The organism is Paraburkholderia sp. (assembly GCF_035948235.1).
Taxonomy (GTDB): Bacteria; Pseudomonadota; Gammaproteobacteria; order Burkholderiales; family Burkholderiaceae; genus Paraburkholderia.
Genome location: NZ_DASZJJ010000215.1, coordinates 1 through 21,501 on the forward strand (window position 1 = coordinate 1; position 21,501 = coordinate 21,501).

19 protein-coding genes and 1 pseudogene are annotated in these 21,501 nt (G+C 62.2%); 4 read left to right on the top strand and 16 right to left on the bottom strand.

Going from position 1 to position 21,501, the window contains the following annotated elements:
• Nucleotides 1-313: divalent metal cation transporter (locus VG320_RS18400; protein WP_327201516.1), on the bottom strand; the 313-nt coding region annotated here is incomplete at its 3' end.
• Nucleotides 314-601: 288 nt separating this feature from the next.
• On the bottom strand, nt 602-1,555 hold the full coding sequence (locus VG320_RS18405) for a LysR family transcriptional regulator (protein ID WP_327201517.1): 954 nt from the start codon (nt 1,553-1,555) through the stop codon (nt 602-604).
• A 104-nt stretch (nt 1,556-1,659) separates the two neighbouring features.
• Here VG320_RS18405 and VG320_RS18410 point away from each other — a divergent pair, with 104 nt between their 5' ends.
• On the top strand, nt 1,660-2,163 hold the full coding sequence (locus VG320_RS18410) for a GNAT family N-acetyltransferase (protein WP_327201532.1): 504 nt from the start codon (nt 1,660-1,662) through the stop codon (nt 2,161-2,163).
• A 46-nt stretch (nt 2,164-2,209) separates the two neighbouring features.
• On the opposite strand, the gene VG320_RS18415 is transcribed toward VG320_RS18410, so the two are convergent.
• The 3 genes from VG320_RS18415 to VG320_RS18425 are packed head-to-tail and all read right to left on the bottom strand — an operon-like array spanning nt 2,210 to nt 5,338.
• Complete coding sequence (locus VG320_RS18415; RefSeq protein ID WP_327201518.1) at nt 2,210-3,586, bottom strand: MmgE/PrpD family protein; 1,377 nt, start codon at nt 3,584-3,586, stop codon at nt 2,210-2,212.
• Nucleotides 3,587-3,615: 29 nt separating this feature from the next.
• Entirely contained in the window at nt 3,616-4,404 is a 789-nt protein-coding gene (locus tag VG320_RS18420) for a citryl-CoA lyase (RefSeq protein WP_327201519.1), read from the bottom strand.
• 28 nt (nt 4,405-4,432) lie between these two features.
• Nucleotides 4,433-5,338: an SDR family NAD(P)-dependent oxidoreductase gene (locus VG320_RS18425; RefSeq protein ID WP_327201533.1), complete on the bottom strand. Its 906-nt coding sequence runs from the start codon at nt 5,336-5,338 to the stop codon at nt 4,433-4,435.
• Nucleotides 5,339-5,557: 219 nt separating this feature from the next.
• Between VG320_RS18425 and VG320_RS18430 the strand changes: the two genes are divergently transcribed.
• Nucleotides 5,558-6,460: a LysR substrate-binding domain-containing protein gene (locus VG320_RS18430; RefSeq protein ID WP_327201520.1), complete on the top strand. Its 903-nt coding sequence runs from the start codon at nt 5,558-5,560 to the stop codon at nt 6,458-6,460.
• Between the two features lie 30 nt (nt 6,461-6,490).
• Here the strand turns inward: VG320_RS18430 and VG320_RS18435 are convergent, their stop codons facing one another.
• From VG320_RS18435 to VG320_RS18450, 4 genes are all read right to left on the bottom strand, one after another.
• Complete coding sequence (locus tag VG320_RS18435; protein WP_327201521.1) at nt 6,491-7,645, bottom strand: acyl-CoA dehydrogenase family protein; 1,155 nt, start codon at nt 7,643-7,645, stop codon at nt 6,491-6,493.
• 50 nt (nt 7,646-7,695) lie between these two features.
• Nucleotides 7,696-9,225 carry a class I adenylate-forming enzyme family protein gene (locus VG320_RS18440; protein ID WP_414696071.1) on the bottom strand — a complete coding sequence of 510 codons (1,530 nt, stop codon included), beginning with the start codon at nt 9,223-9,225 and terminating at the stop codon, nt 7,696-7,698.
• Between the two features lie 132 nt (nt 9,226-9,357).
• On the bottom strand, nt 9,358-10,728 hold the full coding sequence (locus tag VG320_RS18445) for an MFS transporter (protein ID WP_327201523.1): 1,371 nt from the start codon (nt 10,726-10,728) through the stop codon (nt 9,358-9,360).
• A 41-nt stretch (nt 10,729-10,769) separates the two neighbouring features.
• Complete coding sequence (locus VG320_RS18450; protein ID WP_327201524.1) at nt 10,770-13,124, bottom strand: cytochrome P450/oxidoreductase; 2,355 nt, start codon at nt 13,122-13,124, stop codon at nt 10,770-10,772.
• A gap of 129 nt (nt 13,125-13,253) precedes the next feature.
• Here VG320_RS18450 and VG320_RS18455 point away from each other — a divergent pair, with 129 nt between their 5' ends.
• Complete coding sequence (locus VG320_RS18455; RefSeq protein ID WP_414696070.1) at nt 13,254-14,090, top strand: IclR family transcriptional regulator; 837 nt, start codon at nt 13,254-13,256, stop codon at nt 14,088-14,090.
• Between the two features lie 22 nt (nt 14,091-14,112).
• Here the strand turns inward: VG320_RS18455 and VG320_RS18460 are convergent, their stop codons facing one another.
• The 7 genes from VG320_RS18460 to zigA all read right to left on the bottom strand — a co-directional run bounded on the left by VG320_RS18460 (nt 14,113) and on the right by zigA (nt 21,081).
• Complete coding sequence (locus VG320_RS18460; protein ID WP_327201525.1) at nt 14,113-14,247, bottom strand: hypothetical protein; 135 nt, start codon at nt 14,245-14,247, stop codon at nt 14,113-14,115.
• 43 nt (nt 14,248-14,290) lie between these two features.
• Nucleotides 14,291-15,481, bottom strand: a complete 1,191-nt coding sequence (locus VG320_RS18465; protein WP_327201526.1) for a porin — start codon at nt 15,479-15,481, stop codon at nt 14,291-14,293.
• A gap of 219 nt (nt 15,482-15,700) precedes the next feature.
• Nucleotides 15,701-16,594: a type I 3-dehydroquinate dehydratase gene (gene aroD, locus VG320_RS18470; RefSeq protein ID WP_327201527.1), complete on the bottom strand. Its 894-nt coding sequence runs from the start codon at nt 16,592-16,594 to the stop codon at nt 15,701-15,703.
• A gap of 177 nt (nt 16,595-16,771) precedes the next feature.
• On the bottom strand, nt 16,772-17,446 hold the full coding sequence (locus tag VG320_RS18475; protein WP_327201528.1) for a response regulator transcription factor: 675 nt from the start codon (nt 17,444-17,446) through the stop codon (nt 16,772-16,774).
• 11 nt (nt 17,447-17,457) lie between these two features.
• The gene (locus VG320_RS18480; RefSeq protein ID WP_327201529.1) at nt 17,458-18,825 is read right to left on the bottom strand and encodes a HAMP domain-containing sensor histidine kinase; all 1,368 of its coding nucleotides are present in this window, start codon (nt 18,823-18,825) and stop codon (nt 17,458-17,460) included.
• Nucleotides 18,826-18,830: 5 nt separating this feature from the next.
• Nucleotides 18,831-19,508, bottom strand: coding sequence for a response regulator transcription factor (locus tag VG320_RS18485; RefSeq protein WP_327201530.1), 678 nt, complete (start codon nt 19,506-19,508; stop codon nt 18,831-18,833).
• A 334-nt stretch (nt 19,509-19,842) separates the two neighbouring features.
• Nucleotides 19,843-21,081 carry a zinc metallochaperone GTPase ZigA gene (gene zigA / locus VG320_RS18490; RefSeq protein WP_327201531.1) on the bottom strand — a complete coding sequence of 413 codons (1,239 nt, stop codon included), beginning with the start codon at nt 21,079-21,081 and terminating at the stop codon, nt 19,843-19,845.
• Between the two features lie 155 nt (nt 21,082-21,236).
• On the opposite strand from zigA, the pseudogene VG320_RS18495 reads away from it, so the two are divergent.
• Nucleotides 21,237-21,501: pseudogene (locus tag VG320_RS18495) on the top strand (EamA family transporter); the annotation flags it as partial.

The following is a 21,501-nucleotide window of genomic DNA, read 5'->3' on the forward strand; positions in this document are numbered from 1 at the left end:
TGGCGACGAGCAGAAGGATCACCGCGCCATAAAGAAGCGACACGGGATAGTGATGCCGGATATTGGTGGCCAGCCCGTGGCCGCTGACTCGTCCGATGCGCGCGCTGATGATCTGAATGGCCACCATCAACGGATACGTGAGCGGGACCGTCCAGAGGATGTTGTAACCGAAAGCCGCGCCAGCCTGCGAATAGGTGGCGATGCCGCTGGGGTCGTCGTCGGCTGCACCGGTAATGAGGCCCGGTCCGATCTTGTCGCGCCACTGACTGGCCGGGTGTTCCTCTGCCAAAGGGGGCGCGTGGTCGGTTCTCATGGGGACTCCGCTACCCGGGCCGGCGGGCGATGCTCAACCTTCATTGCACTGGACACCCCATCGCGACGGCGAGTGGATTCTCGCGGCATTGACCCGCGTTGACGGCGTCTGTGCTGCGATCACGACGCTCCCGCAATTCGCATGCCCGCATCTTCGGTTCGGGCACGAAGCCGTACGCGACAAGTTGCACACGACCTCGCTGGACACGATCGAACTCGCGTTGCTCGAACGTAACGGGCGGACTAGCGTCATCGTGAAGCGCGATGGCGTTGAACCTGTGGATTCCCGCTAGCCTGACTCCGACTGTCGAACTCGCCGAGACTTCACGACCGGCACAGCGCGAAGTAATTGATCGCGTATCCACACATGCGCCGCCGTACCCGCATGCCGCGCATGTTGATAGATCTTCAACGTGTAACGCGGTGCGGCAAAGGGCGTGGGATAGATCGTGACCGGCGCGGCGTCGCGCAGGATCAACGCCGCGTGGCGCGGCACCGTCATCAGCAGACCAGACTGGGCAACGATGAACGGTGCAACGAGAACGGTCGGCAACTGCACCGCCACTTCGCGCGCAACACCCATGCGGTCGAGCACAAGATCGATCGATCCACGGGCATCGTCCCAGGGCGTGACCACCACATGCTGCGCGGCGAGATATTGCGCCAGGCTCAGCTTGCGTCCGATCGAAGGATGCTGCCGGCTTGCGATCACCACGTATTCGTCGGAAAACCAGTCTGAGCTTTCTACGCCAGCCGGCAAAGGCAAGGCTTCCTCTTCATAACCCAGCGCGAAGTCGATGCGTCCCGAGGCGAGTTCCTCCGCCGACTCGCGGCCGCGTGAAGACACCACCTTGAACCTCAGTTTCGGCGCCACCTTCTGCATCCTCGCGATAAACGCCGGAAGCATCGCGAAGGCGGTGTAATCGGTCGCGGCGAAAACAAACGTACGCTCACTGTCGAGGGGATCGAACTGCCGGGACGGTGCAAGACCCGCATGCAGCAAATCCAGGGCTTCGCCCACCGGACGCATCATGCTTTCGGCGGCGGCCGTCGGACGCATTTCATTGCCGATCCGCACGAATAGCTCGTCGGCGAGCGCATCGCGCAACCGCGCCAGCGCGTGACTAAGCGCCGACGCGCTCATGGCCAGCTCTTCCGCCGCCAGCGTCACCGAGCGATGACGCACCAGCGCGTCGAATACCAGCAAAAGGTTCAGGTCGAGCCTGCGTAGATCACGATGCATGTTATGCAATCCATGATGCAAACAATGCAGTATATGCACATCGACTTTCGACTACCATCGTGAATCTGTTTCCCTTTTGCTCTATCTGGAATTCGAACCCGCACATGGCACTGACTATCCGCCCCGCTACCGTTGACGACTCCGCGCTCATTCTGCGATTCATTACCGACCTGGCCGTCTATGAAAAGGCTGAGCATCACGTCGCCGCGACTACGGAAACCATCGCCGCGTCGCTATTTGGCGAAGATTCGCCTTCAAAGGCGCTGATATGCGAACTCGACGGCCAAGCCGTTGGTTATGCCGTGTATTTCTTCTCGTATTCGACGTGGCAGGCGAAAACCGGTCTATATCTGGAAGACCTGTACGTTTCGCCCGATGCGCGCGGCCACGGAGCGGGAAAGCGCTTATTGCAGCATCTCGCGGGCATTGCGCTGGAGAAGGGCTGCGGGCGCTTCGAGTGGAGTGTGCTCGACTGGAATGAGCCGGCTATCGCCTTCTATCAGTCTCTTGGCGCAAAGCCGCAAAGCGAGTGGGTCCGCTATCGGATCGAGGGTGATGCGATTCGGACGCTGGCGTTGTCGCCGCTGGATTCGATTGTGGCGGGATGAGCCTGAACTCGATCTGAGAGTCCAGGCTCATGCCCTCATCGAACCATCATTTGAATACCGCACCCACGCGCGGCGCTTCGGCGATACGCCAGGCCTCTTCCAGCAACGCCTGAGCCTCCTGCTCACTCGCCGCGTTCGAAAACGCCGCAAGGCGCGCGAACTTCGTGGCGATTTCATCGCGCGAGAGCGTGTTGCCGGGGTCGCCCTTCGGCTCATCCACGCGCGCCTGCAACGTGCGGCCATCGTGCGTCGTCACCGTGATCTTGCCGATCCAGCGCGCCGGATACGCGCTATCCACCTCATCGTCGAAGACCATGGTCACACGCTCGCGGAACGCCGCGATAGGCGCGTCGGCGTAACCTTGCTCGAATTCGTTGACGCCCGCATAACCGTGATGCGCGCACAGGCCCAGCACCGTACCCATGTTGAACTTGGCCTGATGCACGGTGGCGGGCACCACGACGCTGCCCAGTACGTCGATGGCGCCCTGATGCACATGCGCGGTCACAGATTCGATATCGCCGGGCTGCAGCCGATATTCAGCCATCGCGGCGAGCAGGGCGTCGGCGGCAGGATGCGTGTGGCGGCACGCGGCATGGAATTTGAATGAGGTCTCGACCGTGGCCCAGCGTTGCCCGAGGCGATCGACCAGCTTTGCCGGATCGGCGTCGCTCGACATGCCCGCCGCCATGCCCTGCGCACCTTCCAGAATGCGTTGCGCGCCGCGAAAGCCGTCGGCCGCCAGTTGTGCCGCCATCAAGCCGTTGGCGGCCGCCATGGCCGTGTGCAGTTGCTTGGAATCGGCGGCATCGCGCAGGAACTCCCACAGGCCGCTCGCCTGGGTGCCTGCGGAACCGAAGGCGTCGAGCATCTGCGCGGGCGTGAGCCTCAACAGCCGCCCCGCTGCTGCTGCCGCTGCGATCGTGCCGACCGTGCCCGTCGTATGAAATATTCGGTAGTGCGAACGTCCCATGAATTCACCGACGCGGATGCCAACTTCATAGCCCGCAACCGACGCCGCGATAAATTCCCGCCCCGACGCGCCCAGTGCCTGGGCAAGCGCGAGCGTCACCGGAAACACCACCGTGGCCGGATGCAGCACCGAGCCGTTATGCACATCGTCCTGTTCGACAAAATGCGAAGCGGCGGCATTCGTCATGGCCGCGAAATACGGCGTGCTGCGCGAACGGTCGATGAGAATATCGCAGACGTCGGCGCTATTCTGTGCGCCCCGGGCGGCGCGCGCAAAACGCGCAATCGTTTCAACCGGGCGCGCGCCTTTGCCGCCTAACGCTGAGCCCAGCCAGTCGACGTAAAGATTGACGGTGCGATCTACCACCTGCGCGGGAATTGTGTCGAAGTCCAGCGAAGCGGCGAAGGCCGCGAGTGTGCGGCTGGGATGATCCAGGTTCTGCTCAGTCATGGTTTGAATCTTTATTTCGAGGGTTATTTTCAGGCCTCGCCGCGCAGATGCGCCGACGCCTCGTCTTCCACGCGCTGCCACAGCTCGTACGAGATGGGCTGCTCGCCTTCTTCCAGCAGATGGCCCACCAGACCAATGGCGCGCGCCATCACGCCAAAACCCCGCACGATGCGCCACGGAAAGCCAAATTCGCAGCAGATCGCGCCGATAGCGCCCGTCGCATTGATCGGCAAAGCCTTGCCCGAGACGCGCTGTGCTTCGGCGCCGATCAGTTGCATCAGCTTCACGTAGTCGCGCGAGAGGCCATTGAGCGCGGCCAGTTCGAAAAGGCGCGGCGTGCGCGGATCGATGGGCTTGTGCAGCGGATGGCCAAGGCCAGGAATCGGCGTGCCGCGCGCGCGCCAGGCGGCCACGGTATCGACCGCAAGCTTTTCAAGGTCATCGCTTCGCGTGCCATAGGGCAGCGCTTCGGACAGCATGCGGCACGCGCCCTCCATGCTGCCGACGAACACCGACCCCAGTCCGCACAATCCTGCCGCCACGGCGGCCTGCAAGGACTCCGGCGCGCCCGCGTAAGTCATGCGCGCGGCGATGGCGCTGGGCGTCATGCCGTGCTCGACCAGTGTGATGACGATAGCGTTGAACATTGCGGACTGCTGCGGGGTCGCGGCCTGGCCGGTCAGTTGAAGGAAGGCGAAATCGCCGAGATTCATGTGGCCGAGAATCTCGTCGGGCAGACTTTTGCCGCGCACGACGATCCGATCGGGCGTACTGTAGGCGATATCGGATCGCACCAGCGGCTTAGGTTGACGGGCCATGAAAGTGGCTCCTTGCAGGTTATACAGCTCAGATCGGGTCCCAGCTAAACACGTCGGCGGAGACATCGAGCGAATGAAACGACGCCCGCAGCGCGGGCATGGCGTGTTCGGCGATACTTTCGGGCGTCCAGCCCTCGCCGCGATGCACCGAACGCACCGGCCGCGGCTGGCTCATCAGGAAGATTTCGTTGTTACGGACTGCGAATATCTGTCCCGTCACATCGCTGGCCTGCCCGCTCGCCAGAAACACCGCAAGCGGCGCGATCTTCGCGGGCGTCATCTGCCTGATCTTCTCCACGCGCGCTTCCTGCTCGGGCGAATCGACCTTGATCGAATCGATCATGCGGCTCCACGCAAACGGCGCGATGCAGTTCGAGCGCACGCCAAATCGCTGCAGATCGAGCGCAATCGATTTCGACAGGCCGACCATGCCGAGCTTAGCGGCGCTGTAATTGGCCTGCGCAAGATTGCCGATCAGCCCCGAAGTCGAGGTCATGTGTACGAATGCGCCACTACGCTGGTCCTTGAAGTGATCGGCGGCGGCGCGCGAAACATGGTACGCACCGTAAAGATGCACCTTCACGACCGCGTCGAATTCTTCCTCGCTCATCTTGTGGAAGAAGCGATCGCGCAGGATGCCCGCATTGTTCACGACGCAATCGATGCGACCGAACACATCGAGCGCATTCTGCACGATGCGCGCGGCACCGGTAGCGTCGGCTACGCTGTCCGTACTGGCGGTGGCCTGGCCGTCGAAGGCCTTGATCTCATTGACCACGGCCTGCGCAGGACCTTCGTTGCGGCCCTCGCCCGCGAGCGTCGCACCCACGTCGTTCACAACCACTCTCGCGCCCTGACGCGCCATCGCCAACGCAATATCGCGGCCGATCCCACCGCCCGATCCCGTTACTACGACCACCTTGCCGTCCAGCATTCGTTGCGTCGTCATCTTGTTTGCTCCTCCTGTGCGCATGGCGCGGAACTTGACCTGGATGGTTCTCGCGCAGCTTGACGCAATGCCCGCATGCGCACAATTCGAATATGCCGAATGCCCGATTCGGCCAGGCTTAACACAGTAAAACCGCTAATGGCGCATGTTGCGATGCGGCGCGATAATGCGTGACGTCCGCATTCAAGGAAACCCGGCGCAACCATGCATTTCGATCTGGTCGATCTGAAGCTGTTTACGCATGTGGCGCAGGCCTGCAGCCTCACACGCGGCGCCGAACGCGCGCATCTGTCGCTGCCCGCGGCGAGTAACCGCATCAAGAATCTGGAGGAACAGGTCGGCGTCAAGCTCCTGAACCGCACGAGCCAGGGCGTGACACTCACGGCGCCAGGCGAAACGCTGCTCGTGCATGCGCGGCGCGTACTCAAGCAACTGGAGCAGTTGAGCGGCGATCTGCAGGAATATGCGCAAGGCGTAAAAGGCCACGTCCGCGTGTTCGCGAACACCACGGCCATGAGCGAATTCCTGCCTGCGGTGCTGCGCACCTACCTCATCAACCACCCGGACGTCTACGTCGATATTCACGAACGCCTGAGCCCCGATATCGTGCGCGCCGTGCAGGATGGCACCGTCGATATCGGCATCGTCGCGGGTGAAATCCGCACCGAGGGGCTCGACGTGATGCCGTATCGGCGCGATCGCCTCGTGCTGGCCTGCGCGCTCTCGAATCCGCTCGCGCAGGCGCACGAAATCGACTTCGCGCAGACGCTCGACTACGACTTCGTCGGCCCATCCGATGAGAGCGCGATCTACGCCTTTCTCAAGCGCGCCTCGTCGGATCTGCAGCGCACGATCCGCTGGCGCATTCAGGTCAGCAACTTCGAGGCCGCGTGCCGCATGATCGAAGCCAATATCGGCATCGGCGTGCTGCCCGAGGGCGCGGCGCGCCGTCACGCCCAGACCATGGCGCTCAAGATCGTGCCGCTCACCGACGCGTGGGCCGTGCGCAAGCTGCAGATCTGCGTGACCGATCGCGAGGCGCTGCCGCTGTTCGCGCGCAAGCTCGTCGATCTGCTGGTGGCCGACGGTGTGGGGCGGCTGGAGTAACCGACCCGTCATCATCATTAGCATTGCAGATTACTTTTCAGCATCGCGCATCATATTGCGCGCGATGACGATTTGCTGGATCTGACTCGTGCCCTCGTAGATACGAAACAGACGCACGTCGCGATAGAAACGCTCGATACCGTATTCGGCCATATAGCCCGCGCCACCGAAGATCTGCACCGCGCGATCCGCCACGCGGCCACACATCTCCGAGGCGAACAGCTTCGCGCAGGCGGCTTCCGTACTCACGCTTCTGCCTTCGTCGCGGCGACAGGCGGCGTCGATCACCATGCAGCGCGCGGCATACAGTTCGGCCTGGCTGTCCGCCAGCATGGCCTGCACGAGCTGGAATTCGCCGATCGGCTGATCGAACTGCTCGCGCTCCATCGCATAACGCAGCGCGTCGTCGAGCATGCGCTGCGCCACTGCCACGCAGATCGCGGCGAGATGAATGCGGCCCTTGTCGAGCACCTTCATTGCCGTCCTGAAGCCCACGCCCTCCTTGCCGCCGATGATGTTTTCGGCAGGCACCTTCACGTCCTCGAAAATCACGTCGCAGGTATGCGCACCCTTTTGCCCCATCTTGCGATCGCGCCTGCCGAAGCTGATCCCCGGCGTTTTTGCGTCCACGATGAAGGCCGTGATGCCGCTCGCGCGTGGCTCGTCGGGATTGGTGCGCGCCATCAGCGTGAACATGCCGGCCTGCGGCGCATTGGTGATGAAGCGCTTGGTGCCGTTGACAATGTAGTGATCGCCGTGGCGCTCGGCGCGCGTCTTGAGCGACGCCGCATCCGACCCGGAACCCGGTTCCGTGAGCGCGAAGCTCGCGATGATCTCGCCCGTCGCGAGCTTCGGCAGCCACGCCGCCTTCTGCGCTTCGGTGCCGTCGATCACGATACCTTGCGAGCCGATACCCACGGTCGTGCCGATGATCGAGCGAAACGCGGGCGAAGTCTTGCCAAGCTCGAACATGACGAGCACTTCTTCTTCCATGGTGAGATCGAGACCGCCATAGGCCTCAGGAATCGTCAGGCCGAACAGACCCATCGCGCGCATGTCGTCCACGATAGTCGCGGGAATTTCGTCGGTGTCGGCCACCAGCTCTTCGTTCGGCACGAGACGCTCGCGCACGAAGCGCGCCACGTTGTCGAGCAGAACATTCATGGTTTCCTGATCGCGGATCATTATTTCGCTATCCTTATCGTTGCAATGAATGCACGGACCAACACCGCGCTTTAACGGCGGCGCGCAGCCAGTTCGCGCAGCGGCGCCTTCTGCAGCTTTCCGCTTGCGGTGGTAGGAATCACATCGATTGGGACGATCTGCGCGGGCCGCTTGTAAGGCGAGAGGCGCTCGGCGATATGGCGCTGTAGCGCTTCGACATCGAGCGTCGCGCCTTCCTTCGTTTCCACGAAGGCGACGACTTCCTCGTTGCCGTCGGCATCGGCGCGGCCCACCACAGCGGATATGCGCACCGCCTCATGGGTATTGATGACGGCCTCGACTTCAATCGGATAGACGTTGAAACCCGAACGGATGATGAGGTCTTTCGAGCGGCCCACGATGAACAACGCACCATCGGCCTCCAGCCTTCCCAGGTCGCCGGTCTTGAGCCAGCCTTCGGCGTCGATCGCTTCGGCGGTGAGCACCGGCTCGCGGTAATAGCCATGCATCACGCCTGGCCCTCGCACCCACAGTTCGCCTGCCTCGCCGCGCGCGACTGCGTGGCCATCCGGGCCGACCACGCGCAGTTCGGCGCCATCGACGATTTCACCCGCCGATACGTCCTGGCGCGGACGGTCCATGCGCGTGATGAAAAGCGAGCCGGCATACTCTGTCATGCCGTAGCCATGGTGCAACGGCATGCCGAAGAGCGTCTCCACCTGTTGCTTGAGCGTGGGATCGAGCGGGCCGCCGCCGGTGTAAAGATAGCGCAGGCGCGGTGCGCCCACCTTGCCGCCATGCTCGCGCACCCACGCCACAAGGCGCGTAAACAACATCGGCACGCCTTGGAGGATCGAGATTTCCGCGGCTGCGAGCGCACTGATCACGTCCTGCGCCGAAAACCGCGCGGCCAGATGCAGGCTCGCGCCCGCCTCGAAAGTGGCGAGCAGCATCGTGGCGAGACCGAAGATATGCGACATCGGCATGACCGCGTAGGCGCAGTCGGCCGGCGTCATGTTGCGCGAGGTCGCGGAAACGCGCGCGAAATGCAGCAGGCCGCGATGCGCGACCATCACGCCCTTCGGCTGGCCCGTCGTGCCTGAGGTGTAGATGAGGAGCGCCACTTTGCGCGCAAGCGCCTCGGGCTCGCGTGGCGCCTGCGGATCGGGCAGCGTCATCATGAGGGGGCCGAGTCCCTCGGGAGCGACCTCCGTCGCGCGCAGATTGACGCCATGACGCAGGGCATCGGGCGAAGCGCCATGCGTGAACAGCATCAGTCGCGGGACGCAGTGCGCGCGGATCGTGTCGATCTCACGCCCGGAAAGACGCGCATTGACGATGGCGGGCCACGCGCCGATCTCGGACAACGCAAAAAGCAGCGTGATGACGGCCGCGCAATTCTCCGCCACCACCATCACGCGGTCGCCCGTTTCCACACCCTGGGCGCGCAGAAAGCGTTGCGCCGCCTCCACGTTGCGCCACAACTCGCCAAAGCGCGTTTCGCGGCCTTCTTCACGGATCGCCGTAGACTCGGGCGCGGCCTGCGCCCAGTGCCTCACGATGTCGCTGATCCTGCGCGTCGTTGTTGTCTCCACCGTCAGCTCCTGTCATGGCGCGTCATGTGCTGGCGCGCGACAGTCAACAGTGTGGTGGAGCGGCGTGCCGTCTTCCATTCGTTTTCGGAGAAGCCGGTATTCGGCTGACCGAAAGTCCGCATTTACCCCGTCTTTACTTCATTCCGGTTGAGGCGCCGACTGAACTGCCGTTTTAGCACCGGCATTCGCGCGATGAATCGCGACGATGCCCGCAAGCGACACGCAGGCCGGCACGGCCGCCGCCGCGAACAGCGACGCCGACGACCACTGCAGATGCATCAGCGCGCCGCCCAGCATCGGCCCCACCACCGAACCGATGCGCCCGATACCCAGACTCCAGCCAATCCCCGTCGAGCGCAGCGCGGTCGGGTAGTAAGTGGCGGCAAGCGCATTCAGCGCAGGCTGTCCGCCGATGATCGAGAAACCCGTGAGGAAGATGGCCACGAACATCGCGGCCACCGACACCATCACAGCGGGATTGCCGATCGCAGCCGTCGCCGCGATGGCGATCACGAAGGTGGTGGCCAGCACGCGCGTGAAGCCCGCGAGATCGATCAGACGCCCAAGCAACAACGTGCCGATCACCCCGCCGCCCCACAGCACCGTGCCCGCGAGCACGGCGGTCTGGGTCGAATAGCCCGCCTCGCGTATCACCGTCGGCAGCCAGTTCGAGAGGAAATACATATCGAGCAGGTTCGCGAAGTTCACGATCCACAACAGCACAGTCACGCGCGCGCGGCCTTCCTTGAAGAGTTCGACGAAGGGCACGCCGCGCGAGCGTGTTTCGGCGCTTGTGAAGACGGCGTCGGCGGGCAGAGCGAGATCTGGCGCAACACGCGCGAGTTGGTTTCGCACGCGTCGTGTCGTCTCATCGCTGCCGGAATTGCGGCGAAACAGCAGGAACTGGATCGACTCGGGCAAGGCAAGCCACATCAGCACGCCCATCGCGAGCGGAATCGCACCGCCCACGAAAAACACCGCGCGCCATCCGAACGCCGGAATCAGCGCGGCGGTGATGAGGCCGCCCACCACGCCGCCCAGCGTGAAGCCGCACGAGACGATCATCATCAGCGTTACGCGGATACGGCGCGGGCTGTACTCACCCGCAAGCGCCATCGCGTTCGGCATGATGCAGCCAAGCCCGAGCCCCGCCACGAAGCGCCAGAACACCAGCTCGCCGATGCTGTGCGCAAAGCCCGTGGCGATCATGCAGGCCGAGAAAAACAGCGTCGCGCCAATCAGCACGGGACGCCGCCCGATCTTGTCGGCCACCGTGCTGAAAGTCAGCGAGCCGACCAGCATGCCGAAAAGACCCGCGCCAAACACGGGCGCAAGCGTTTCCTTGGCGATGCCCCATTCGTGGATCACGACCGGCGCGACGTAACCCATCGCCTGGACGTCGAAGCCGTCCATCACGAGGCACAACGCGCACAGCACCACCACCAGCAACTGATACGGCCCGAAGCGGCTTGCGTCGATTGCCGCCGTCACTTCCACGTTTTTGTCCATGCCCCGCTCCAACCGATATGAAAATCGTCTCGATCCGCGCTTTACAGTTCGAGCACCAGACGCGCGCCTTTCGCGCGCGAACAACAGGTCATCATGCGCGACTGCGTCTCGCGCTCGGCACGCGTCAGCACCACGTCGCGATGATCGATATCGCCCGCCAGCACGCGCACCTCGCACGAGCCGCACAGGCCTTCTTCGCAGTCGCTTTGCACGTCGATATTGGCGCGGCGCAGCGCGTCGAGCACGGTCTGGTCCGGCGCGACATTGAGCACGAGTCCCGAATCCTTGAGTTCGATTTCAAAGGCGTGTTCGTTGGCGGGATCGAGCTTGCCCGCGCTCGCCACGAAATGCTCCACACGCAGGGCGTCTTCGGGCCACGCCTCGCTCACGGCCTGCAGTGCATCGAGCAGACGCGCAGGACCGCAGGCATAGACACGCGTATGTGCATCCACCTGCAGCGCGCCAAAGTCGTTGCGCGTGCCTTCATCGGAGACGTAAAGACGCAGGCGCTCGCCGTGCAGTTGCGCGAGTTCGTCGAAAAACGCCATGGTTGCTCGCGAGCGGCCGCTGTAATGCAGTTCGTAATCGATGCCGAGTTCGCGCGCACGGCGCGCCATTGCGCTGATCGGCGTGATGCCGATGCCGCCGGCGATAAAGATCGCGCGGCGCCCTTCCTCATCGAGCCGGAAATGATTGCGCGGCCCGCGAATCTTCAGGCGCATGCCCACGCGCAGTGTGTCGTGCACCCATGCGGACCCGCCTCGGCTCGCGGTTTCGCGCAGCACGGCGATCTCGAACGCGCCCGCGTCGGCGGGATCGCCGCACAGCGAATACTGACGCGACAGCCCTGTTTCCCCGCATTCGAGATCGATGTGCGCGCCAGGAGCCCAGCGCGGCAGCGTGCCGCCCGAGGGCGCAGCCAGGCGCAGCCGCACGATGCCGTCGGCAACCGTCTCAATGTGCTCGACCACCACGGGGCGGCTCAGGGCATGCGAGGACGGCTCGCCGATACGCACCGGCACCTGCTCATCGAGCAGCGCAGGCAGTGCGCGCTCCGGATTCTGCGCAGGGTCCCATTCGACCCACAAATGCTCTGGACCCCGAAACGATGTATTCGGCACATAAGAGAAAGTCTGCTTCTCGAGACACATATGCGGCAGTCGGCGCGTGAACTCTTCGAGGAAAATCTGCATCTCCATGCGTGCGAGATTCTTGCCCATGCACTGATGCGAGCCGTAGCCGAAGGTCACGTGATCGCTTGCGTTGTCGCGGCGAATATCGAAGAGATCGGCGTCGGCGAAATGCCGCTCGTCGTGATTCGCCGAGGACGTCACGATCAGCAGCTTCGCGCCCGCAGGAATGTCGATGCCGCCGATGCGAACATCCTTGGTCGCCAACCTTCGCCACGCGGCCACGGAGCCATTGTGACGCAAACACTCCTCTACGGCGTTCGGAATCAGGCTCGGTTCTTCGCAGAGTTCGCGCCATGCGTGGGGATGCTGAAGCAACAGCTTCATCGCATTGGCCGTGGCGTTTACGGTGGTTTCGTGCGCCGCCACGATGCCGGCCATCATCATCGAATGCAGATAGGAATCGGTGACGACCTCGGGATGTTCCTTCTGTTTGCGAATACCGTACTGCATCCAGCCTGGGCCGTCCGGGTTCGCGCGCATCTTGTCGAGCACCTTGCCCGCGAACTGCCAGAAGTTGCCCACGGCGTGCGCCACCGCAACCTGCTCGTCGGGGCGCGGACGCCCCCACGTATTGACCGTATGCGCGATCGAATACTGGCGCAGCAGATCCATATCCTCTTCAGGCACGCCGAGGAAATGCAGCGCCACTGTGAGCGGCACTTCCCAGAGCATCTGATCGACCAGATCCGCGCGGCCCTCGTCGATAAAACGATCGACGTACTCGCGCGCGAGACGACGCACCATCGGCTCGTGGTGCTTGAGATGTTCGGGCGTGAACGGCTCCATCAGCACGCGGCGACGCGGCATATGCGCGGGTTCGTCCTCGTTCACGAGCGTGCGGTTCATCGCATAGCCATAGGACTCGAGCACGGCGTTGGCTTCGGGCCCCGTGGGCGTGATCTTTTCGAGCGCGATGGACGGTGAAAACGTGAGGTTGTCGCGGAAGATCGCCTTGATGTCGGCATAGCGCGTGACGACCCAGTAGCCCAGTTGCGGGCTGTAGAACACCGGCTCCTGCTCGCGTGCCCAGCGCACATAGTCGGGCGGGTCCTGCTGATAGCCGTCGCTGAACGGATCGAAGGCCGCCGCGTTCGCGCTGACCGGGCAGCGCGGCGGTTGCTGTGCCGGTATTTGCGCCGCCGCGTGGGGAAAGGGGCAACGCCCCGCCGCCGCGCCCGTGGGTGGGTTGGATGTCTCGCTCATCGTGCCGTCTCCTGCTTAAAGCATTTCGATTTGCGTAACTCTAGTACGCATTGCGTAATTCAGAGATAGGGGTTAACCTCGAACCCCGCAGACATACGGGTGGCATGGCCGCTCTTCTAGAATCGTCGTATGAAAAAAGAGATATCAGGGACAGTGTCCGAAGCCGTGGCGACGCGCGAGCGCCGGCAGCGCGTGCAATCCGCGCAAACCGGCATGGCCGTGCTCAAGGGCCTGGCGCGCATGGGCGGCCGTGCGAGTCTTTCGGGTCTTGCCGCCCATGTAGGCGAAAGTCCCGCGAAGGTGCATCGCTATCTGGTGAGTCTGGTCGAAGAAGGACTGGTCGTGCAGGACAGCGCAACACAACAATACCGGCTGGGCACCGAAGCGATGATGATCGGCGTGGCCGCCATGCGTCAGGCCGACCCCGTGCGCGTGGCCGAACCGGCGCTCGCACGTTTGCGTGAAACGCTGGAAGTGACATCGTTCGTCGCGGTAATGGGCAACAAGGGGCCGACCATCGTGCGCTTCGAGGAATCGGGCCTGCCCGTGACGGTGAATGCGCGGGTGGGATCGGTGATGTCGCTGCTTTGGTCGTCCACCGGCCGGGTGTTTCTCGGCCTGATCGACGACCGTCGCACGCTGGAGATGGCGCAGGAGGAATTCACCCATGCGGCACCCGACTTGCGCGCGCTGCTGGAAGCCGTGGACGCGCACGACCCCGTCGGCGCGCTACGTCGCGAAGTGCAGGCGCGCGGTTGCGCAAGTATCAAGGATACCTATCTAAAAGGTATCAGCGCCGTGTCTGCCCCACTCTTCGATTACAGCGGCAAGATTTGCGCGGTACTCACGGCGCTCGGCGCGACAGGTGGTTTCGATCCGTCGCCCGAGGGCGCGATAGGCCTGGCGGTGCGCGGCGAAGCGGCGGCCGCGAGCGCGCTGCTTGGCTACGTCGCACCGGCCGTCTGAGCGAGAGCGATCAAACCAGCGATCATTGTCCAGTCGATGACTGGCCAGTAAACAGCGCTAATTGAGCGGCGAAGGCGCGCATGTCACGCGCGAGTCCCTTGCCGCGGTCGGGCGAATGTTCAAAGACGGTGATGACGGGAAGCAGTGACGAGGACATGCGGCGCTCCTCCTGGTTGTTCCCGCTTAGCTTAGCAAGAACGTCAAAACGACATATCAATCCCCAGCATGCCGACGATCTGAGTACGTGTCGAGGATTGCGTGAGGTCTTGTGAGTCGCCCACTGCGGGCGCTGCATTCACGACTTCGCCCGCGCTATCCAGCGTTTGCCCGCTCGAATGCTGCCATGCCTCGAGCGCATACAGTCGGGTGCGTTTCGAAAGTTGATAGCCCTGTTTCAGCGAGAACTGCGCGTAGCGCGCCGCATTCGATATACCGTTGCCTTTCGATGCGAGCGTGTATGAGAATCCCGCCGCCAGATCGACGGCCGGCACGACCTGCCAGCGCGCAAACGCACCATACGTATTGAACGAAGCCGTATCCACGAACAGCGAGCGTGCCCCAGGCAGATAACGCACGTTGGAATACATCAGGCCCATGCGCACGTTGCCGAAGACATAGTTGCCGGCAAGCGCGACATCGCGCATTGAACGGGCTGTGAAGTAACCCTCGTTCACCACCGATTCGCCGAACGAGCCGCTTGAGGACGAATCGAACGCTGCACTCGTCGTGCTCGTGAACGCGTTGTCCATCTGCAGATAACCTGCGGCTAACGCGAAGGGCCCATGCGAATACCGCAGGGCGAGGCTGATCGTCTGCCCGCGGCCCGGTGCGCCTGCAATTCCACCAGACGCATACATCCCGGCCGCCTGCAGGCCGCGCCATCGCGGCGACACATACATGAGCGCGTTGCTCGCGCGCACGGTCGTGTCCATGCCGTCGAGATCGCCAGGATGCGCGCCCGCCGCGCCGGTCAATGACGCAACGGACGATAGCGGCCCCACAAACATGAAATAAGGCGTGTACTGGCGGCCGAGTGTCCCGGTACCGTAGCGCTCGCTGGAGAGCCCCACGTACGCCTGTCGATTGAATATCGAGCCACTCGATGCGGCGTCGCCGTTATTCAGATCGAAGCCGGCTTCCAGCACGAAGATGGCGCTGGTGCCTCCGCCGAGATCTTCGTTGCCCTTGAGACCGAACTTGGAAGCGTACAGGTTGCCCTGCCGCAGATAGAGGTTCGAGTGGCCCTTCTGGTTGTTCACATAGGTGATGGCATCGTCGGCCACACCGTACAAGGTGATACTGCTTTGCGCATGCGCCGGAAGCGCAGCCGCTGCCGCCACGGCGATCAGCGCCTTGACGGACGAGCCGCGAAAATTACTTTGCTGTTTCATTCTGGAAGGATGATGCCTGGCGCCGATTGCGGCCTGATTTAAAGGTTCTCGTGAAACCTGCACTCAGCGCATGTCTGGCCTGCGGGTAGTCGTCGAAGCGTGACGGCGGGGTACCAATAAAAACGCGCACGCCGCTCAATGACACGGCGTGCGCGTTCGGTGTGAAATCTCTGCGTGCAGCGAAAGACCGGCCGCCATGCGGCCGCGGTCAGATCATCGTTACTTGCCGCTTACCGCGCCGTTGATCGTATCGAGCACCTGGCGCAGCGCTTTGGCATCCACCTGGCCCGGCGCAGACGGCTCGCCGATCATGCCGAAGGTCAGGTCGGAGCCGAACACCTGGCCCGAGAAGCGCGAAACCGCGCCCAGTCCGCCCATCGACATCGTCAGCAGCGGCTTGCGGGAATAGTGGTCGCGAATCTGCTCGGTCGCGTCGAGCAGTTTGAGCACATCTGCCACGTTATGCGGCATCACGGCGATCTTCAGAATGTCCGCGCCCATCTTGTCCTGCTCGCGCAGGCGGGACACGATCTCCGCCGTCGCGGGCGTCTGCTTGAAGTCGTGGCTGGACATCACGACCTTGATGCCGGCCGCGTGTGCCGCTGCAACGACTTCGCGCACGACGGACGGATCGCGGAACATTTCCACATCGAGAATATCGATGAAATGCGCCTTGATCAGCGCGAGGTAAAGATCGCCATACGCCTTGTCGCTGATCTCCTTCGAACCGCCCTCGGCTTTGGTGCGGAAGGTCAGGATAAGCGGCTTGCCGTTGGCTGCGGCCGCAACCTGTTTGCCGAGTTCGGCCACTTGCGCGGCATCGGTGTCGAAATTCAGGTAATCGATGCGATATTCGATGATATCGACATTCGGGTTGCTGCCAATCGCGCGCGCCTGAACCAGCACGTCTGCGTCCGTCGAGCCGGTCGTGGGAACGATGATCTTCGGTGCGCCCTGGCCAATCACGACGTTACGGATAGTGATGGGCACAGCATGTTGCTGGGTGACGGGCGCGGCCGGTGCGCTGGTCGCCGCCGATGCCGGTGCGGTCATCGCCAGACCCTGGATACCCAGCAGCAGCGAAATCGAAATAACCGTCTTGCGCATATTCATCGTTTGAAACTCCTTTTCATCTATTCGGGAATGGATCGGAATCGTCGCGCCGCGACGCAACACCAGATCGTCGGCCCGTCGCCCGAAAGCGGGCGCAATCGTAGCAAAGCGGCGGACGAATCAACGTCGCGAAAGATGAAGCTTCCTTTAGGAAGCGATGCAGAAGTGAAAGATCGTTCAGGCTGACTTCAGCTCAGCCCGATATCCAACCCGAGGAATGCGCATCACGCTAACGGGTGCCCCGGCCTTTATCAAGCGCTCACGCAATCGGCACACGAGTCTATGCAGCGACGTAGGGTCCACCTCGATTTCGCCAAACACGTAATCAACCAGGTCGGCATGATGGACCGCTTCGCCTGGATTGCGCAGCAAGCGGTCCATCAACAGATACTCGCGCCGACGCAACAGCAGAGCCGTCCCGTCGCTACAAAGCAGGCTTCGCTTCGAAGCCGAAAGCACGGTCTGGCTCGATATCCCGGCTTGCGGATTGGCCGTCGCAATGCTGTTACCCGAGCGCGTGATGGCGTGCAGACGGGCAAGCAGTTCGGCATATTCGTATGGCTCGTCAAGACAGATATCCGCGCCTGATTCCAGCACCTTGACGCGCGTTTCAGCGGTTCCATGCAGGTCGATTGTCACGAGTACGGTATTGGCAGGTCTCGTGGCAAGCGTTCGCGCGATATGTTCCGCCTCTCCGTTTGTCAATGCGATGATCGCATCGATATATTCGTTACAGGCAAGCCAGGCGACGTCGTCGGCTGAATCGAGTTCCACGACGCTATGATTCGACTCCTCCAGTGCTTTGGAGAGGTAGCGTCGTCGCCGTTCGCTGCCCACACAAAGGATGCGCATGCAACTTCTCCTCAGTCGCGCTTGAATTGCGCCCAGCAATCCAGCCGCACGCACAGGCCGGGATGCGCGTGAGAAAGCGTTAGCGCGAAATCGTGCAAGCGAACCACCGCCTGGACCACGGAAAGACCCAGCCCGGACCCCGGGACCACACTGGTAAGGTCGCTTCGATAGAAGCGTTGGAATACCGCGGTGCGTTCGGTATCAGGGATGCCTGGTCCGGAATCGGAAACCATGATGGTCGGGCCGTCATTGCCCTGCTCCGATTTCAACAGAACCGTCCCGCCTTCTGGCGTGAATTTAATCGCATTGTCGAGCAGGTTGACGAGTACCTCGAACATCAGCGGATAATCGGCCCGAATAGTTGCGTGCGCATGCAAATCCACGGAAAACGTCAAGCCTTTGGCGGCCGCCACCGGTTGATACAGATCGGCGGCCTTTCGGCACAAGGTGTCCAGTTCAACGTCGCAGAATCCTTTCTTGCGCTTGATGGATTCGATTTCGGAAATGCGCATGATTGCCGCGAAGCGCTGAAGCACGTCTTCGGTCTCTTCCCTCGCCTGCTCGAGGATTTGCGCGTGCGCTTCGGTTAGCTGATCGTCCGGAATCCGCGCCAGCAGCGATCGCACATGGATGACCGGCGTTCTCAGGTCGTGCGCAATGCCGTCACAGGCCCCCTTCACTTCGTGCATGAGCCGTGACATTTCGTCGAGCATGTGATTGACCATGGTGGCAAGCCAGGATATTTCGTCCCGACCCGCTTCGGGCAGGCGGGCCTCGAAGTCTCCGCGAGCGATCTGTTGCACGACACGGCGCACGTCACTGACACGACGCAGCAGCGAAGTCGAGACGAGGATGCCAATCGCGAGACCGCCCAGCACGACGATTGCCGCGCTCCACGCCAGTCCGCCCAGCATATAGGCCCGCAGACGCGCCATTTCATCCACGTCGCGCGAGACGACGAAAATGTCCCCATTCTCCAGTTTCATCGCTTTCGTGCGCATATACTCGGGGCGCGCTGAAGTCTGTTCGGCGAGTAGCGGCCTGCTCCAGACACCGTCACCGTCGGGAATAACGTGATCTGGAAAAGCGACGATGTCACCGGCGAGTCTTTGATGATTGCCGTTAAAGAGTCCGTAGTAATTGATCGGACGGCGCATTTCGCTGCGGATATGCGCGGCAATCTGCATGGGCACTTTATCCACCGGCAGCGCGGAAAAATAGGCAAATTGCCAGGCGATGTTATAGTCCGCCTGCGTCGCGGTATAGGAGGCTGAATTCCAGTAGTTCATGCACACCAACACCGACATCGAGCCTGCAAACACGAACCCGTAGATCGCCATCAGCCGGAAAATCGCGCTGCGCCAGAGACTCATTTTCATCCGGCTCATCCAAGCATATATCCCGATCCGCGCACCGTTTTGATGAGCGGTTTGAGGCCTGGCCGGTCGATTTTCTTGCGCAGGATGCCGATATAAACTTCGATCAGATTCGTACCCGGGTCGAAGTGCATGTCCCACACCGACTGGAAAATCATGGTGCGCGTGACGACTTGCCCGGAGTTTCGGGCAAGGTATTCGAGCAAACGGAATTCAACGGGCGGCAAACTGACCTCGATGTCGGCGCGGCTCACGGAGCGCCCAATCAGGTCGATTTCAAGGTCTTCGACTTTCAGCGTCGTGACGATCTGCTGCTGGAGACGCCCCCTTCTGCGCAACAGCACCTGAATGCGGGCACGCATTTCGGTCGCGGAAAAAGGCTTCGCGATGTAATCGTCGCCGCCTGCAAGCAGGCCGGTCACGCGTTCATCGACATCGGATAACGCACTGATCATCAGCACCGGTGTCTCAATCCCGACACTGCGGATCGTCTTCACAATCGTGAGACCATCGATGCCCGGCAGGATGCGATCAAGCGTGATTGCGTCGAACTCTGGACTCAGGGCACGCGCAATCCCTTCCGCCCCAGTGCGTGCCCACTCGACTTCAAACCCGGCGCCTGAAAGCTCCTCCGTGATATCCCGGCCAACAATGGGATCATCTTCAATTGTCAGAATTTTGCTCATTGTCCACTTCGATCAAATGGCGCGAATCGCCGCCAGTATCTGTTCGCAGTATCGCAAAGGAGCAAGTTGAAAGAATGAAGAATTCTTTAGGTTGAAGGGTTATCGGGCGCTGTGCTGGATGTCATTTCGATCTGCCCCTCGCGCCTGGCGATACGAGGGCCAGAGTTCGCGGCCATACCCGGTGCGCCAGCGCGCCATTCGTAGCAGCGCCAAAACTCGCGCAAAGTCTGCGACACGCGACACAATGTCACGCTGGCGTGGAATGGCGCAGATGTTCGATCGGTTAGCCGCTTATTAACGATTAATTACGGCATCCTTATTAATTACATTTCACTTACCAGATGACGCCACTTTCCTGCGTGTCCTGCTCCTCGGGAACCGTGCCGCTCCATGCAGGAAACGGATCGACAAATTCGCCCCAGGCTAACGGGCCCGCGGCCATTTCCACGTCATCGAGCAAACAGGCATCCAGACGGCGACGCAGCGCGGCTTCGTCCATGTCGATACCGATTAGCACCAGTTCCTGACGCGCGTCGCCTACGCTCTCATCCCAGTTATCGTCGATGAATGCCAGCGATTCCTCGTCCGTCGGCCAGTGCGCCTTTGGCACGGCGGCCCACCAGAGGCCGGCGGCGCCGTGCCGGCACACGGAACCGGCCTGCGACCAGGAGCCCGCGTGAGTGGGTCGGCTGGCAAGCCAGAAAAAGCCCTTTGATCGCACTACGCCCGGCCATTCGCTATTCACCATGTTCCAGAAACGTTGCGCATGCATGGGGCGCCGTGCGCGCCAGACGAAGCTGCGGATACCGTATTGCTCGGTTTCCGGCGTATGTTCGCCACGCAGTTCCTGCAGCCAGCCGGGCGCTTGCGCGGCCTCGTCGAAGTCGAACAACTTCGTGTCGAGCACGCGATCAAGCGGCAGCCGCCCGAACTCGGCAATCTCGATACGCGCACGCGGATTCAGACCGCGCAGAATGGCAATCAGGCGTTCGCGCTCCGCCGTGTCGATCAGGTCGATCTTGTTCACGACCATCACGTCGCAGAACTCGATCTGCTCGATCAGCAGATCCGCCACGGTGCGCTGATCCTCCTCGCCTAGCGATTCGCCGCGCGCCTCCAGGCTGTCCTGCGAGCCGTAATCGCCCAGGAAATTGAATGCGTCGATCACCGTCACCATGGTGTCGAGGCGCGCGAGATCGGACAGACTCTGGCCGCGCTCGTCGGCGAAGGTGAAGGTCTCGGCCACCGGCAGCGGCTCGGAAATCCCCGTCGATTCGATCACCAACTGGTCGAAGCGCCCCGCCTTCGCAAGCTCGCCGACCTCCAGCAGCAGATCCTCGCGCAAGGTGCAGCAGATGCAGCCGTTGCTCATTTCGACGAGCTTTTCGTCGGTGCGCGAAAGCTGCGCCCCGCCCTCGCGCACGAGCGCGGCGTCGATGTTCACCTCGCTCATGTCGTTGACGATGACGGCCACGCGACGGCCTTCGCGATTGTTCAGGATGTGGTTCAGCAGCGTCGTTTTGCCGGCGCCGAGAAAGCCGGAAAGCACCGTCACCGGCAAGCGGGTATCCATGTAGGCTCCTTACTCGTTGGAATATTTTGCTATGTTATAACATAACACTAAAAAAGACCACTGCCGGAATTGGCCACTGCTGCCTCGCATGATCGCCAGGCGATAATCGGGATAATTCCGTCGTCAATCCCGCTGTCAATCCGATATTTGCGCTGATGAAATCGCATCTCCACGCCATCGTCACGGCGCTGGCCGCCGCCGCGCTGTTCGGCGCCGCTACGCCGTTGGCCAAAGCGCTGCTCGGCACACTGCCGCCTTTTATGGTCGCCGGGCTCTTCTATCTGGGCAGCGGCACGGGACTTGGCATCGCGATCCTCGCGCGCCGGTTGATCAGACCGCGCCGTCGCGCCGACGCGCCGCCCGAACACGCGCCGCCGCGCCTCGCTGAGGCCCCCTGGCTGGCTGGCGCGATCGTCGCGG